Below are 15975 nucleotides of genomic sequence, written 5' to 3'. Positions count from 1 at the left end.
CGTCAGATGCCGGCGAAGGCGCCCTCGAGGATGTCCAGGCCCTCGTTGAGCAGGTCCTCGCCGATCACCAGCGGGGGCAGGAAGCGCAGCACGTTGCCGTACGTGCCGCAGGTCAGGACCAGCAGGCCCTCGGCGTGGCAGGCCTTCGCCAGCGCGCCGGCGGCCTCCGGGTTCGGCTCCTTGGTCGCCGGGTCCTTCACCAGCTCGATCGCGATCATCGCGCCGCGGCCGCGGATGTCCCCGATGACCTCGTACTTCTCCTGCATGGTGGCGAGGCGGCCCTTCATGACCTCCTCGATGCGCTTCGCCCGGCCGTTGAGGTCGAGCTCCTTCATCGTCTCGATGGCGCCGAGCGCGCCCGCGCAGGCCACCGGGTTGCCGCCGTAGGTGCCGCCCAGGCCGCCGCCGTGCACGGAGTCCATGATCTCGGCGCGGCCGGTGACGGCGGCGAGCGGCAGACCGCCCGCGATGCCCTTGGCGGTGGTGATCAGGTCCGGGACGACGCCCTCGTCCTCACAGGCGAACCACTGGCCGGTGCGGCAGAAGCCGGACTGGATCTCGTCCGCGACGAAGACGATGCCGTTGTCCTTGGCGAACCGCGCGACCGCCGGCAGGAAGCCCTTGGCCGGCTCGATGAAGCCGCCCTCGCCGAGCACCGGCTCGATGATGATCGCGGCGACGTTCTCCGCGCCGACCTGCTTGCTGATCTGGTCGATGGCCTGGGCGGCGGCCTCGGGGCCGCAGTTCTCCGGGCCGGTCGGCCAGCGGTAGCCGTACGCCACCGGCACGCGGTACACCTCGGGGGCGAACGGGCCGAAGCCGTGCTTGTACGGCATGTTCTTGGCGGTCAGCGCCATCGTGAGGTTCGTGCGGCCGTGGTAGCCGTGGTCGAACACGACGACGGCCTGGCGCCTGGTGTACGAGCGGGCGATCTTCACCGCGTTCTCGACGGCCTCGGCACCGCTGTTGAACAGCGCCGACTTCTTGGCGTGGTCGCCCGGCGTGAGCTCGGCCAGCGCCTCGCACACCTCCACGTACCCCTCGTACGGCGTGACCATGAAGCAGGTGTGGGTGAAGTCCGCCAGCTGCGCGGAGGCGCGGCGCACGACGGCCTCGGCGGAGGCGCCCACGGAGGTCACGGCGATGCCGGAGCCGAAGTCGATCAGGCGGTTGCCGTCGACGTCCTCGATGATGCCGCCGCCCGCGCGGGCGGTGAACACCGGGAGCACGGAGCCGACGCCGCCCGCGACGGAGGCGACGCGGCGGGCCTGAAGCTCCTGCGACTTCGGGCCGGGAATGGCGGTGACGACGCGGCGCTCCTGCGGAATTTCGGTCATGCGGGGCTCCTGGGGGTGCTTACGGACGCTATGTCTCTACTCTCCCCCGCAGGCTAGGCGGGGGCGAGGCACCCGGGCATGCGCCGTTCGGGAGTGGTTCGGCCGGTCCCGTTGTCCGCGGCGGACATAGTGCCGCCCCGCCGCCGCCCCGAGAGCGCCCGCGTCCGCGTCGACCCGCCCCGACACCCCGTACGGGCACTAGATTGGCCGGTGCACAGACGCGCGCGGCCTGGCAGCTCAGGGGGCAGGGATCGATGGACAGGGACGGTACGTCGTACGAGGCACGGGGCGCCCACGCCGACCCCGTCCCGCACCCGGCGGGTCCGCCGCCGCGGCCGGCCGCCCCGCCGGCCGCGGCCCCGCCCGGGTGGCACACGCCGGCCCCGCCGACCGCGCCCCCGCCCGTGCCGCGCCACGCGCCCGCCTCCCCGGCGGGGGCGTCCGTCGCCGACTGGCTGCGCACCCCGCGCCCCGAGGCCGAGCCCGGCGTGTGGCGGCTCGGCCACCGCCCCCGCCCCCAGGAGGAGCCCGACCTCGTCCCCGTCCGGCGGCTCCTCGCCGGTGCGCTGATCTCCCTGCTCAGCGGCTGGCTCCTGTGGTCCCTCCTGTGGAACGGCTACCTCGGCCACTACTGGCTGTGGCCCCTCCTCGTCCTCACCCCGGACTCCTGGCGCTACGAGCCGTCCACCTGGGCCACCGCCAGCTACGTCTACTACGCGCTGGTCGGCGGCGGCCTCCTCGTCTTCTTCGCCCGGGTCGGGCACGTCCCGGAGATCCTCCGCCGCTCCGCCCGCCGCTCCCGCGCCAGGACCGCGCCGCCCCCGCCGCCCCGCCGCGGCGCCGACCCCGCCGACTGGCCCGAACTGCGCGCCGCCGGCCTGACCGAGGCCGCCGACCGGCTCGCCGAGGCCACCCGCGCGGGCACGCTCGGCGACGTGGACTACGCCCGCATCCAGCGCGCCTGGCACGGCGTGCGCACCCAGCCCGGCCGGCTCGCCGCGTTCACCGAGGCGGTGCGCGCCCAGGGCCCCGCCGCCTGCGCCCACCCCTCCGGGGGACGGGACCTGCCCGTCCGCACCGCCACCCACGACCTCGCCACCGGCCAGGTCCGCATCGGCACCGCGGCCGACCACCCCCGCAACCCCTACGCCCGCCGCACCACCGGCGTCGCCCTCGAACCGGCCCTGCTCGGCACGTCCCTCCTCGCGGTGGGCCCGGCCGCCTCCGGCAAGACCGCCCGGCTCGTCCGGCCCGTCACCGAGTCGCTGTGCCTCCAGGCGCTCGCCAACCGCGCCGCCGTCGTCGCCGTCACCGCCCAGGGCGCGCCGCTCGCCCCGGACGCGGCGTTCGACGTCGTCGTCACGGTCGGCCGCCCCGACGCCCGGCACGGCCTCGACCTGTACGGCGGCGCCGACGACCCCGACGAGGCCGCCCGCACCCTGGCGGAGGCCCTGGTCGGCGACCTCCTCCCGGACAGCCGCCGCGCCGCGACCGCGCTGGCCCAGCTCATCGGGCCCTACCGGGCCGCGCACGGCCGCTTCCCCGCCGTACCGGAGCTGCGCGAACTCCTCGGCGGCGCCCCGCAGGCCCTCGCCCAGCTGCGCGCCGCCGTCGCCGGGGACCCCGCGCAGCTGCGCGAACTGGACGCCCGGGCGCGGCAGGCCGAACGCGGCGACGACGTCGCGGTCCTGCTCGCGGAGCGCGTCGCCTTCCTGGACCGCCCGGCCTTCGCGGGCTTCTTCCGCGCCGACGGCGAGGGCGGCAGCTTCTCGCTGCGCGCCGTCGAGCACCCGCTGCGCGTCCGCGTCGACCTGCCCGAACGCGGCCACGCCACGGCGTCGCGGATCATCGCCCGGCTGCTGCTCGCCCAGTTCACGGAGGCCGCGCTCGCCCGTGCCGACCGGTCGCTGTTCGCCTGCCTCGTCCTGGACGACGCGACCGACACGGTCACCGCCGACTCCGTGCGCGCCATCCAGCGGCTCCGCTCCGCGCACGCCGGCGTCGTGCTGTCGCTGCGCACCCTGGAGGACGTGCCGGAGGCGCTGCGCGGGCCGCTGCTCGGCGCGGTCGGCTGCCGGATGGCGTTCGCGGGGCTCGCGCCGGGGGACGGCGGCAGGTTCGCGGAGGTGTGGGGCACCGAGTGGGTGCGGACGCAGGACGTCACCAACCGGCAGATCGTCTCCGACGAGCCGCTCACCAAGGCCCTGCACTTCGTGCGGCGCCTGGCCACCGGCCGCGCCGCCACCGCCGAGGCGGTCACGGTCCGGGAGGTCGAGCGCAAGCGCTGGTCGGCGTCCGACCTGGCGCACGAGGTGCCCGCCGGCCACGCGGTGCTGTCGGTCACCGGCGTCCGCGGGGAGCACGCGCCGCCGCTGCTGGTCGATCTGCGGGGGTGAGCCGCGCGGCGTGGGCCTCAGTCGTACGTCCTGGCAGAATCGAGGGGAGCCGTTCATACGGGACGGCGAAAAGCCGTCCCCCCTCGCACCCCTTTCGAAGGCCCGCCGGTCCCATGCCGCTCACCCTCGCCTCGCTCGTCCAGCACTCCGCGCTCAAGCTCGTCGTGCGCGCCGGCGCGGACCACCTCGACACGCCCGTCCGCTGGGCCCACGTCAGCGAACTCGCCGACCCCGTCCCGTACATGGAGGGCGGCGAGCTGCTGCTCACCACCGCCATGACGCTCGACGCCGAGGACGGCGAGGCGATGCGCCGGTACGTCCGGCGGCTGGCCCGGGCGGGGGTCGTCGGGGTCGGCTTCGCGGTCGGCGTGAACCACGACGAGATCCCGCAGGCCCTGCTGGAGGCCGCCCGCGAGGAGGGGCTGCCGCTGCTGGAGGTGCCGCGCCGCACGCCGTTCCTCGCCATCTCCAAGGCGGTCTCCGCCGCGCTCGCCGCCGACCAGTACCGGGCGGTGACCGCCGGGTTCGAGGTGCAGCGGGAGCTGACCCGGGCGGCCCTCGCCGAGGGCCCCGACGCCGTGGTGGCCCGGCTCGCCGCGCACGTCGACGGCTGGGCCGCGCTGTACGACGCGTCCGGCGCCGTCCTGACCGCCGCGCCCGACTGGGCGGCGCGGCGGGCGGCCCGGCTCACCCCGGACGTGGAGCGGCTGCGCGAGCGGGCCGCCCCGGCCAGCGCCGTCGTCGGCGGCACCGACGACCGGGTCGAGCTCCAGTCGCTGGGCACCGGGCGGCGCGTGCGCGGCGCGCTGGCGGTGGGCACCGGGGCCCCGCTCGGCACGGCGGAGCGGTACGCCGTCCACTCGGCGATCGCCCTGCTCACCCTCACCACGGAGCGGTCGCGGTCCCTGCAGGCGGCCGAACAGCGCCTCGGCGCGGCGGTGCTGCGGATGATGCTGGCCGGGCAGCCCGACCACGCCCGCGCGGTCGCCGGGGACCTGTACGGGGGCCTGCTGGACGCCCCGTTCCGGCTGCTGATCGCGGAGGCGGCGGGCGACCCGGACCAGGCCGCCGAGCCGCCGCTCGCCGTGCTCGCCGACGCGCTGGAGGCGGCCGCCGCCCGTACGGGGGAGGCCGTGCTCACCGTCCCGGAGGGCGAGGACCGGCTGGTGGTCCTGGCCGAGGACGGGGGAGCGGTGGTCACCGCGTGCGACGCGTACGCCGCCCGCGAGGCCGACGACGCCGGCGCCGTCATCGGCCTGTCCGCCCCGGCCGGCCCGATAGCGGCCGCCACCGCCTACAAGCAGGCGGAGCAGGCCCTGTCGGTGGCCCGCCGGCGGGGCCGCGCCCTCGTCGAGCACGAGGAGCTGGCGGCGGGCTCCCTGCTGCCGCTCCTCGCGGACGACGCCGTACGGGCCTTCGCGGACGGCATGCTGCGGGCGCTGTACGAGCACGACGCGACCGGCCGCGGCGACCTGGTCGCCTCCGTCCGCGCCTGGCTCTCCCGGCACGGCCAGTGGGACGCCGCCGCGGCGGACCTGGGCGTGCACCGCCACACGCTGCGGTACCGGATGCGGCGGGTCGAGGAGATCCTGGGCCGCTCCCTGGACGACCCGGACGTCCGCATGGAGCTGTGGCTCGCCCTCAAGACGACGGGCGACCGGCCGCCGGCGTACGACCGGCCGGGAAAGCCCCGGAAGTACGACCGGCCCGGCAAGCCACCGGCGTACGACCAGCCCGGAAAGTAGAGGAAAACCGCCCCATCGGCCTCAGTATTCACGGCCCCCTGCCCGGAACCGGGCAAATTCTTTGCTGATCGCGCGCAAGATCCATACTCTCGTGGCCATGACAACCGCGCGCATCAGCGGCACCGTGTGGGCCGCGCTGGCGATCGTGTACCTCGTGTGGGGGTCCACGTACCTCGGCATCCGCATCGCCGTCGAGACCCTGCCCCCCTTCCTCTCCGCCGGTGCCCGCTTCGTCGTCGCCGGGATCCTCCTCGCCGCGCTGCTCGCCTGGCGCCACGGCCCCGGCGTCCTGAAGGTCACCCGGGCCCAGCTCGCCTCCGCCGCCGTCGTCGGCCTGCTGCTGCTCCTCGGCGGCAACGGCCTCGTCGTCCTCGCCGAGACCTCCGTGCCGTCCGGCCTCGCCGCCCTCCTCGTCGCCGTCATGCCGGCCTGGGTGGTCGTCCTGCGCACCGTGTTCGGCGAGCGCCCCGGACCCTTCGCGTACGCCGGCGTCGTGCTCGGCCTCGCCGGCCTCGCCGTCCTCAGCCTCCCCGGCCTGAGCGGCGACGTCCACATCGGCGGCGTCCTCACCGTCATCGTCGCCACCCTCATGTGGTCCGCGGGCTCGTTCTCCTCCTCCCGCGTGCCGATGCCCCGCAACCCGTTCACCGCCAGCGCCTACGAGATGGTGGCCGGCGGCATCGGCTGCGCCCTCGTCGGCCTGGTCCGCGGCGAGCAGCACGGACTGGACCTGGCCGCCGTCTCCACCCGCTCCTGGACCGCCCTCGTCTACCTGGTCGTCTTCGGCTCGCTGGTCGCCTTCACCGCGTACGCCTGGCTCCTCCAGAGCGCCCCGATCTCGCTCGTCGCCACCTACGCCTACGTCAACCCCGTGGTCGCCGTCCTCCTCGGCTGGCTGATCCTCGACGAGGAGCTGACCTGGCCCATCGCCCTCGGCGGCGCCGTCGTCGTGGCCGGCGTCTGGCTGATCGTCCGCGCCGAACGGCGCACCGCACCTGCCGAACCGGCGGAGCCGGACCCACTACCACTCCACGACGGACAAACCACCAGCCGCCCGTCCGGGCCTACCGTGTGAGCTGAGCGCCGACCGCGTGCGCCAGACACCCCACTACTCGGAAGGGCCGGTACCGCGATGACTGCCACCCACGCCTTCTGGCTCGCCGGCCGCCAGGCCACCGGCGAGACCACCTTCGACGTCACCTCCCCCTGGGACGGCCACCTCGTCGGCCGGGTGAGCGTGCCCACCGAGGCCCAGGTCGAAGAGGCCGTGGCCGCCGCCCACGCCGTCGCCGACGAGTTCGCCGCGACCCCCGCGCACGTCCGCGCCGCCGCCCTCGACCACGTGTCGAAGCGGCTCGCCGAGCGCACCGAGGAGATCGCGCGGCTCATCACCGCCGAGAACGGCAAGCCCCTCAAGTGGGCCCGCGGCGAGGTGGGCCGCGCCCTGTCCGTCTTCCGCTTCGCCGCGGAGGAGGCCCGCCGCTTCAACGGCGGCGAGGCCCAGCGCCTCGACACCGACGCCGGCGGCACCGGCCGCCTCGCCCTGACGCGCCGCTTCCCCAAGGGCGTCGTCCTCGGCATCGCGCCGTTCAACTTCCCGCTGAACCTGTGCGCCCACAAGGTCGCCCCGGCCCTCGCCGTCGGCGCCCCGATCATCCTCAAGCCGGCCCCGGCCACCCCGCTCTCCGCCCTCATCCTGGGCGAACTGCTCGCCGAGACCGACCTGCCCGCCGGCTCCTGGTCCGTCCTGCCGGTGTCCAACGACCGCATGCCCGCCCTCGTCCAGGACGAGCGCCTGCCGGTCATCTCCTTCACCGGCTCCGACAAGGTCGGCTACGCCATCCAGCAGTCCGTGCCGCACAAGCACTGCACGCTGGAGCTGGGCGGCAACGCCGCGGCCGTCGTCCTCGCCGACTGGTCCTCCGAGGAGGACCTGGACTGGGCGGCGTCCCGCATCGCCACCTTCTCCAACTACCAGGGCGGCCAGTCCTGCATCTCCGTCCAGCGCGTCATCGCGGACGCCGCCGTCTACGACCGGCTCGTCCCGAAGGTCGTCGCCGCGGTCGAGGCGCAGGGCACCGGCGACCCGGCCGACGAGACCACCGACGTGGGCCCGCTCGTCAGCGAGGACGCCGCCAAGCGCGTCGAGGCGTGGGTCGACGAGGCCGTCCAGGCCGGCGCCACCCTCCTCGCCGGCGGCAAGCGCGAGGGCGCCAGTTACGCCCCGACCGTGCTCGCCGACCTGCCGGCCGACACGACCCTCGCCCACGAGGAGGTCTTCGGCCCGGTCCTGACGCTGCACCGGGTGGACGGCGAGGCCGCCGCCTTCGCCGAGGTCAACAACTCCAAGTTCGGCCTCCAGGCGGGCGTGTTCACCCACGACGTGCAGACCGCGTTCCGCGCCCACCGGGCGCTGGAGGTCGGCGGCGTGATCATCGGCGACGTCCCGTCGTACCGCGCCGACCAGATGCCGTACGGCGGCGTCAAGCAGTCCGGCGTCGGCCGCGAGGGCGTCGCGTACGCCATGGACGACTACACGTACGAGCGGGTGCTGGTCCTCACCGGTCTGGCCCTGTAACCCGTCACCCGTACGGCCGAGCCGGCGGCCGGAGCCCACTGTGCGGGGGCTCCGGCCGCCTTTCCGTACCCGCCGGCATCGGGTAACACGGACGAGTAGCCCCGACCGGTGGGACCACCGGCCGGCCACCCCCGACCCGCGGTGAGGTGAGCCCCCATGCCCGGCCCGCACCACACACCCAAAGTCTCCGAGCGCGAGGCCCGGCAGGTCGCCGAGGCCGCCCGCCAGCAGGACTGGCACAAGCCCAGCTTCGCCAAGGAGCTGTTCCTCGGCCGCTTCCGCCTCGACCTGATCCACCCCCACCCGCTGCCGCCCGCCGAGGACGTCCAGCGCGGCGAGGAGTTCCTGGCCAAGCTGCGCGACTTCTGCGAGACGAAGATCGACGGCGCCCTCATCGAGCGCGAGGCCCGCATCCCCGACGCCGTGATCGACGGCCTCAAGGAGATCGGCGCGCTCGGCATGAAGATCGACACCAGGTACGGCGGGCTCGGCCTCACCCAGGTGTACTACAACAAGGCGCTCGCCCTCGTCGGCTCCGTCAGCCCCGCCGTGGGCGCCCTGCTCTCCGCCCATCAGTCGATCGGCGTACCGCAGCCGCTGAAACTCTTCGGCACCCCGGAGCAGAAGGAGACGTTCCTGCCCCGCCTCGCCCGCACGGACATCTCCGCCTTCCTCCTCACCGAACCCGACGTGGGCTCCGACCCGGCCCGCCTGGCCACCACCGCCGTCCCCGACGATGGGGGCACCTCCCGCTCGAGCGGAGCCGAGAGCGGGGGAGACTACGTCCTCGACGGCGTCAAGCTGTGGACCACCAACGGCGTCGTCGCCGACCTGCTCGTCGTCATGGCCCGCGTACCGAGGTCCGAGGGCCACCCCGGCGGCATCACCGCCTTCATCGTGGAGGCCGCCTCCGAGGGCGTCACCGTCGAGAACCGCAACGCCTTCATGGGCCTGCGCGGCCTGGAGAACGGCGTGACCCGCTTCCACCGGGTCCGCGTCCCCGCCACCCACCGCATCGGCCCCGAGGGCGCCGGCCTGAAGATCGCCCTCACCACCCTCAACACCGGCCGCCTCTCCCTGCCCGCCATGTGCGCCGGCGCCGGCAAGTGGTGCCTGAAGGTCGCCCGCGAGTGGTCCGCCGTCCGCGAGCAGTGGGGCAAGCCCGTCGCCCGCCACGAGGCGGTCGGCACGAAGATCTCCTTCATCGCCGCCACCACCTTCGCCCTGGAGGCCGTCCTCGACCTGTCCAGCCAGATGGCCGACGAGGACCGCAACGACATCCGCATCGAAGCCGCCCTCGCCAAGCTCTACGGCTCCGAGATGGCCTGGCTCATGGCCGACGAACTGGTCCAGATCCGCGGCGGCCGCGGCTACGAGACCGCCGACTCCCTCGCCGCCCGCGGCGAACGCGCCGTCCCCGCCGAACAGCTCCTGCGCGACCTGCGCATCAACCGGATCTTCGAGGGCTCCACGGAGATCATGCACCTGCTGATCGCCCGCGAGGCCGTCGACGCCCACCTCGCCGTCGCCGGCGACCTCATCGACCCCGACACGTCCCTCGGCGACAAGGCGAAGGCGGGCGTCCAGGCCGGCGCCTTCTACGCCCGCTGGCTGCCCCGGCTGGTCGCCGGACGCGGCCAGCTGCCCACCGCGTACGCCGATTTCCACCCCAGGGGCCACCCCGACCTCGCCCGGCACCTCCGCCACGTCGAACGCGCCTCCCGCCGGCTGGCCCGCTCCACCTTCTACGCCATGTCCCGCTGGCAGGGCCGCATGGAGACCAAGCAGGCGTTCCTCGGCCGGATCGTCGACATCGGCGCCGAACTCTTCGCGATGAGCGCCTCCTGCGTACGCGCCGAACTGCTGCGCACCAACGGCGACCACGGGCGCGCCGCCTACGAACTGGCCGACACGTTCTGCCGCCAGTCCCGGCTCCGCGTCGAGGAGCTGTTCGGCCGCCTCTGGGACAACACCGACGACGTCGACCGCAAGGTCGTCGAGGGCGTCCTCGCCGGCCGCTACACCTGGCTGGAGGAAGGCGTCCTCGACCCCAGCGGCGACGGCCCCTGGATCGCCGACGCCACCCACGGGCCCTCCGCCCGGGAGAACGTCCACCGCCCGATCCGGTGATCCCGCCGGGCGGGACGCGCGTCCCGCCCGGCGGACCGGCGCGCGGGGCGCCGGGACCGTCAGATGTCGATGACCCGGTAGGCGACGGTGTAGACGCCGCCGGACCCCTCGAGCGAGCGGTACTGGACCTCGGCGCCCGCCTCGCTGCCGGTGGCGAGCGTCGAGCCCAGCTTGTCGTCGCCGCTCGTCGTGTCGTCGTCCCACAGCGTCATGGTGCGGGCCTGCTGCTTGCCGAGGACGAGGGCCGCGTTGCCGTTGCCGTCCGTCATCGACCGCACGTAACCCGCGCCCATCGTCTGGTACTTGAGGCTCCCGGGCCACACCTTGACGGCGTTGCCGTTGGCGTCGGTGACCTTCAGGTAGGCCTCGTCGTGATCGCCCTCGCTCTGCTGGTGGCAGGTCAGCTCCAGCAGCTCGATGCGGACGTAGTCGATCGGTTCGGCCTGCGCCGTCCCGGCGAACCCGGCGACGCCGGCGAGCGAGACGAGCGCGGCCGAGGCCAGTCGAGCGATTCCACGCATGGTCGGTTCCCCCCTGGGTGATGTGGTGGCCCCGCGTCGTCCCGCGGGGCCCGTGCCTTCCCCGGCACCCCTCCACCCTGCTCGCCACCACCGGCCCGCGGCCACACGCGTTCCGCTCAGCGGAACGCCGCCGGACGCGCCCTCACGCCCGCACCTCGACCCCCGCCCGGGCCAGCGCGCGGGTGACGGCGGAGGCCGCCTCGGCGACCCGGCCCGCCACCACCTCCAGCCGCTGACCCGCCTCGACCATCGCGGCCACCGCCCCCACCACCGCCCCCGCCGGGGACCGCACCGGCAGCGCGGCGCAGCAGACCCCCGCCACCACCTCCTCCCGGTCCAGTACGGCGCCGCCGCGCACCGGGCCCCGCAGCGCCTTGCCCAGCGCCGTGTCCAGCGGGAACGCCTCGCCGTCCCGGACCGGTACGAGCGGCTCCACCCGGCCGGGCACCGAGCACACCGTCAGGGCCCGCTCCTCGCGCAGCACCGCCAGCAGCACACTGCCGCCGGTGGCCGCCCTCAGCCGGTGCAGCGGCAGGCGCCCCGCCACCCGCAGCCCCGGGTGCGGCTGCCAGGCCTGACCGAGCCGGTAGAGCTGCGCGCCCAGCCGGTAGCGCGGGCCGCGGCGCTCCACGGCCTCCAGGGCCACCAACTGCTCCAGCAGCCGGTGCGCCGTGCTCTTGGGCATCCCGCACGCGGCCGCCAGCCCGGTCACCCCCGCCTCGCCGCCGAGCCGCCGCAGGGCGTCCAGCAGCGCGAACGCCCCCTCCAGCACCCCGCGTCCGCCACCCGTCGCCCGCGCCCGTACCGCCGTGTCCATGCATCCCCCCGGATGGCGTGGCCCGGCCGCGTCCCTCACACCACCGCGCGGCCCCGGCCCCTGATGTCCGCGCACATGTTCCTCGGATCGGCGCGCCGGGTGAAACATTTCCGACGTGTCGTCCCGCACGCGCCCGGGGACGCGCGACCGCGGCGTCCCCCGGGACGACGGCCCGGTGGCCGTCCCGCACGCGCCCGCGGGACGCGCGGACGCCGCCCCCGCCACGGGGCGCCGACCACCCCCTGAGACGCCCCGCGCCCGCCCGGCCCCGCCCGGCAGGATGGGCGCCGTGACCGTCATCGACATACCCGGCTCCAAGTCCGTCACCGCCCGCGCCCTGTTCCTGTCCGCAGCGGCCGACGGCACCACGACCCTCCTGCGCCCCCTCGCCTCCGACGACACGGAGGGCTTCGCCGAGGGCCTGACCACCCTCGGCTACGCGGTCGAGCGCGCCCCCGACGCCTGGCGCGTCACCGGCAGCCCCGCCGGACCGCCCGCCGCCACCGCCGACGTCCACTGCCGCGACGGCGCCACCACGGGACGGTTCCTGCCCGCCCTCGCCGCCGCCGGCCGCGGCGACTTCCGCTTCGACGCCTCGCCCCAGCTGCGCCGCCGCCCCCTCGGCCCCCTCACCCGGGCCCTGCGCGCCCTCGGCGTCGACCTGCGCCACGAGGAGGCCGAGGGCCACCACCCGCTGCGCGTCGCCGCCGCCGGCGTCCGGGGCGGCGACCTCACCCTGGACGCCGGGCAGTCCTCCCAGTTCCTCACCGCCCTGCTGCTGCTCGGCCCGCTCACCGCGGAGGGCCTGCGCATCACCGTCACGGACCTCGTCTCCGTGCCGTACGTCGAGATCACCCTCGCGATGATGCGCGCGTTCGGCGCCGAGCCCGTCCGCGACGGCGACGTCTTCACCGTCCCCCCGACCGGCTACCGCGCCACCACCTACGCCATCGAGCCGGACGCCTCCACCGCGAGCTACTTCTTCGCCGCCGCCGCCCTCACCGGCCGCGAGGTCACCGTCCCCGGCCTCGGCACCGGCGCCCTCCAGGGCGACCTCCGCTTCACCGACGTCCTGCGCCGCATGGGCGCCCACGTCGTCACCACCGCCGACGCCACGACCGTACGCGGCACCGGACGCCTGGGCGGCCTCACCGTCACCATGCGCGACATCTCCGACACGATGCCCACCCTCGCCGCCCTCGCCCCCTTCGCCGACGGGCCCGTCCGCATCGAGGACGTCGCCAACACCCGCGTCAAGGAGTGCGACCGCCTCGACGCCTGCGCCGACAACCTCCGCCGCCTGGGCGTCACCGCCACCACCGGCCCCGACTGGCTGGAGATCCACCCCGGCACGCCCCGGCCCGCCGAGATCGCCACCCGCGGCGACCACCGCATGGTCATGTCCTTCGCCGTCACCGCACTGCGCACCCCCGGCATCACGTTCGACGACCCCGGCTGCGTACGGAAGACGTTCCCCGGCTTCCACGAGGCGTTCGCCCGCCACCGCGACGCCACGGACTGAGGTCCTCCGGAAGTGGTCACCCGGGGGAGCCGGTCAACGGCGGGAGCGGATGCGGTGAGAATGGGGGCATGAGCGACAGCCCAGCACCCCTCGCCGACCCGCACATCGCCTTCGATCCGGCCGAAGGCCGCCGGGACATCGTCGTCCTCGGCTCCACCGGGTCCATCGGCACCCAGGCCATCGACCTGGTGCTGCGCAACCCCGGCCGGTTCCGCGTCACCGCGCTCTCCGCCGCGGGCGGCCGGGCCGGGCTCCTCGCCGAGCAGGCGCACCGGCTGCGCGTCCGCACGGTCGCCGTGGCCCGCCAGGACGCGGTGCCCGCGCTGCGCGCCGCGCTGGCGGAGCGGTACGGCTCCGAACCGCTGCCCGAGATCCTCGCCGGCCCGGACGCCGCCGCCCAGCTCGCGGCGTCCGACTGCCACACGGTCCTCAACGGCATCACCGGTTCCATCGGCCTCGCCCCGACGCTCGCCGCTCTCGAAGCCGGCCGCACCCTCGCCCTCGCCAACAAGGAGTCGCTCATCGTCGGCGGCCCCCTGGTCAAGGCCGTCGCCAAGCCGGGCCAGATCATCCCGGTCGACTCCGAGCACGCCGCGCTGTTCCAGGCCCTCGCCGCCGGCACCCGCGCCGACGTCCGCAAGCTCGTCGTCACCGCGTCCGGCGGCCCGTTCCGCGGCCGCACCCGCGCCGAGCTGGCCGGCGTCACCCGTGAGGACGCCCTCGCCCACCCCACCTGGGCGATGGGCCCGGTGATCACCGTCAACAGCGCCACGCTCGTCAACAAGGGCCTGGAGGTCATCGAGGCCCACCTGCTGTACGACATCCCCTTCGAGCGCATCGAGGTCGTCGTCCACCCGCAGTCGTACGTGCACTCGATGGTGGAGTTCACCGACGGCTCCACCCTCGCCCAGGCCACCCCGCCCGACATGCGCGGCCCCATCGCCATCGGGCTCGGCTGGCCCGAGCGCGTGCCGGACGCGGCCCCCGCCTTCGACTGGTCCCAGGCGTCCACCTGGGAGTTCTTCCCGCTCGACACGGAGGCGTTCCCCTCCGTCGACCTCGCCCGGCACGTCGGCGGGCTCGGCGGCACGGCCCCCGCGGTGTTCAACGCCGCCAACGAGGAGTGCGTCGACGCCTTCCTCGCCGGGCAGCTCCCCTTCACCGGGATCATGGACACGGTCACCGAGGTCGTCGCCGAGCACGGCACCCCCGCCTCGGGAACCCCACTGACGGTCGCGGACGTCCTGGAAGCGGAGACCTGGGCCCGCGCCCGGGCCCGTGAGCTGGCCGCCAAGGCCGCCGGGACGACCCTGGAGGTCCGCGCATGACCGTACTGCTGACGATCCTCGGCATCGCGCTGTTCGCCGTGGGACTCCTGATCTCCATCGCCTGGCACGAGCTGGGCCACCTCTCCACGGCCAAGCTGTTCGGCATCCGCGTGCCCCAGTACATGGTCGGTTTCGGCCCGACGCTCTGGTCCCGCAGGAAGGGCGACACGGAGTACGGGATCAAGGCCATCCCCATGGGCGGCTACATCCGCATGATCGGGATGTTCCCGCCCGGCGAGGACGGCCGCGTCGAGGCCCGGTCGACGTCCCCCTGGCGCGGCATGATCGAGGACGCCCGCTCGGCGGCGTACGAGGAGCTGCAACCCGGCGACGAGAAGCGGCTGTTCTACACGCGCAAGCCGTGGAAGCGCGTCATCGTCATGTTCGCCGGGCCGTTCATGAACCTGGTCCTCGCCGCCGCGATCTTCCTCGGCGTCGCCATGTCGTTCGGCTTCGCGACGCAGACGACCGAGGTCGCCGGCGTGCAGAAGTGCGTCATCGCGCAGAGCGAGGAACGCGACACGTGCGCCAAGGGCGACCGGGAGTCCCCGGCCCACGCCGCCGGTCTGCGGGCGGGCGACCGCATCGTCGCCTTCGACGGTGAGCCGGTCGCCGACTGGGCAGCCCTGTCCACCCGCATCCGCGACACGATCGGCCCCGCCACGGTCACCGTCGAGCGCGACGGCCGGCAGCTCGTCCTGCACCCCGTGCTCGAGAAGAACATGGTGGTGAAGAAGGACGCCGACGGCGAGGCGATCCCCGGCGAGTACGTTCCCGCCGGCTACCTCGGCTTCGCCGCCAAGACCGAGATCGTCCCGCTCACCTTCGGCCAGTCCGTGGAGCGCATGGGCGGAATGATCGAGGACGGCGCCCACGCCGTCGTCGCGCTCCCCGGCAAGATCCCCGACCTGTGGGACGCCACCTTCGGCGACGGCGAGCGCAAGGCCGACTCCCCGGTCGGCATCGTCGGCGCCGCCCGCATCAGCGGCGAGGTGATGAATCTCGACGTGCCGACGCAGAACATCGTCGCGTCGTTCCTGCTGGTGCTCGCCACGTTCAACCTGTCGCTGTTCCTCTTCAACATGCTGCCGCTGCTGCCCCTCGACGGCGGCCACATCGCGGGCGCCCTGTGGGAGTCCGCGCGGCGGCACCTGGCGAGGCTGTTCCGCCGCCCCGACCCGGGCCCCTTCGACGTCGCGAAGCTGATGCCGGTCGCGTACGTCGTCGCGGGCATCTTCATCTGCTTCACCGTGCTCGTGCTCCTCGCCGACATCGTGAACCCGGTGAAGATCTCGTAGTCCCCGCCCGCGGACGGACCCGGAGGCGGCGGCCGGACGCACGGACCGTCCGGCCGCCGCCGCCGTGCGGCACACCCGGCGCGATGTGCTGGCGGCGGCACGCCCCCTGTAATCTCGAAGCCCGGAGCCCGCCGATATCGGGACCTCGTTCCACACCTTGGGGTTGCACAGCAGATGACCGCGATTTCTCTCGGCATGCCGTCCGTTCCGACCAGGCTGGCCGAGCGCCGGAAGAGTCGGCAGATCCAGGTCGGTTCCGTCGCCGTGGGTGGTGACGCGCCGGTGTCGGTGCAGTCGATGACC

General features: G+C 74.8%; 11 protein-coding genes and 1 pseudogene. 9 read left to right on the top strand and 3 right to left on the bottom strand.

Annotated elements, in window-relative coordinates; all coding sequences use genetic code 11:
• Nucleotides 1–2: 2 nt before the first annotated feature.
• Entirely contained in the window at nucleotides 3–1337 is a 1335-nt protein-coding gene (gabT, locus tag IE106_RS27105) for a 4-aminobutyrate--2-oxoglutarate transaminase (protein WP_189537870.1), read from the bottom strand.
• Between the two features lie 254 nt (nucleotides 1338–1591).
• Between gabT and IE106_RS27100 the strand changes: the two genes are divergently transcribed.
• The 5 genes from IE106_RS27100 to IE106_RS27080 all read left to right on the top strand — a co-directional run bounded on the left by IE106_RS27100 (nucleotide 1592) and on the right by IE106_RS27080 (nucleotide 10186).
• Nucleotides 1592–3733, top strand: coding sequence for a type IV secretory system conjugative DNA transfer family protein (locus tag IE106_RS27100; protein WP_189537869.1), 2142 nt, complete (start codon nucleotides 1592–1594; stop codon nucleotides 3731–3733).
• 113 nt (nucleotides 3734–3846) lie between these two features.
• Nucleotides 3847–5478 (top strand): PucR family transcriptional regulator, encoded by a 1632-nt coding sequence (locus IE106_RS27095; protein ID WP_189537868.1) that lies wholly within the window; start codon nucleotides 3847–3849, stop codon nucleotides 5476–5478.
• Nucleotides 5479–5575: 97 nt separating this feature from the next.
• Complete coding sequence (locus IE106_RS27090) at nucleotides 5576–6553, top strand: EamA family transporter (protein WP_189537867.1); 978 nt, start codon at nucleotides 5576–5578, stop codon at nucleotides 6551–6553.
• A 57-nt stretch (nucleotides 6554–6610) separates the two neighbouring features.
• Nucleotides 6611–8056: an aldehyde dehydrogenase family protein gene (locus tag IE106_RS27085; RefSeq protein ID WP_189537866.1), complete on the top strand. Its 1446-nt coding sequence runs from the start codon at nucleotides 6611–6613 to the stop codon at nucleotides 8054–8056.
• Between the two features lie 156 nt (nucleotides 8057–8212).
• On the top strand, nucleotides 8213–10186 hold the full coding sequence (locus IE106_RS27080; protein ID WP_189537865.1) for an acyl-CoA dehydrogenase family protein: 1974 nt from the start codon (nucleotides 8213–8215) through the stop codon (nucleotides 10184–10186).
• 59 nt (nucleotides 10187–10245) lie between these two features.
• Here IE106_RS27080 and IE106_RS27075 read toward each other — a convergent pair whose 3' ends face one another.
• On the bottom strand, nucleotides 10246–10707 hold the full coding sequence (locus IE106_RS27075) for a hypothetical protein (RefSeq protein ID WP_189537864.1): 462 nt from the start codon (nucleotides 10705–10707) through the stop codon (nucleotides 10246–10248).
• Nucleotides 10708–10849: 142 nt separating this feature from the next.
• Nucleotides 10850–11524, bottom strand: coding sequence for a helix-turn-helix domain-containing protein (locus tag IE106_RS27070; RefSeq protein ID WP_189537863.1), 675 nt, complete (start codon nucleotides 11522–11524; stop codon nucleotides 10850–10852).
• Between the two features lie 289 nt (nucleotides 11525–11813).
• Between IE106_RS27070 and aroA the strand changes: the two genes are divergently transcribed.
• The 4 genes and pseudogenes from aroA to IE106_RS27050 form a co-directional block, all read left to right on the top strand.
• Nucleotides 11814–13046 (top strand): 3-phosphoshikimate 1-carboxyvinyltransferase, encoded by a 1233-nt coding sequence (gene aroA / locus IE106_RS27065; RefSeq protein ID WP_189537862.1) that lies wholly within the window; start codon nucleotides 11814–11816, stop codon nucleotides 13044–13046.
• Nucleotides 13047–13114: 68 nt separating this feature from the next.
• Nucleotides 13115–14374, top strand: coding sequence for a 1-deoxy-D-xylulose-5-phosphate reductoisomerase (gene dxr / locus IE106_RS27060; RefSeq protein ID WP_189537861.1), 1260 nt, complete (start codon nucleotides 13115–13117; stop codon nucleotides 14372–14374).
• Nucleotides 14371–15672, top strand: coding sequence for a M50 family metallopeptidase (locus IE106_RS27055; protein WP_189537860.1), 1302 nt, complete (start codon nucleotides 14371–14373; stop codon nucleotides 15670–15672). The genes dxr and IE106_RS27055 overlap by 4 nt, the downstream gene beginning before the upstream one ends.
• A gap of 174 nt (nucleotides 15673–15846) precedes the next feature.
• Nucleotides 15847–15975 (top strand): annotated as a pseudogene (locus IE106_RS27050) (flavodoxin-dependent (E)-4-hydroxy-3-methylbut-2-enyl-diphosphate synthase); the annotation flags it as partial.

Origin of the sequence: Streptomyces roseolilacinus, from assembly GCF_014649335.1 — a bacterium.
GTDB lineage: Bacteria > Actinomycetota > Actinomycetes > Streptomycetales > Streptomycetaceae > Streptomyces > Streptomyces roseolilacinus.
Note: the sequence above shows the minus strand (reverse complement) of the source record. Positions and strands in the feature narration are given on the sequence as shown.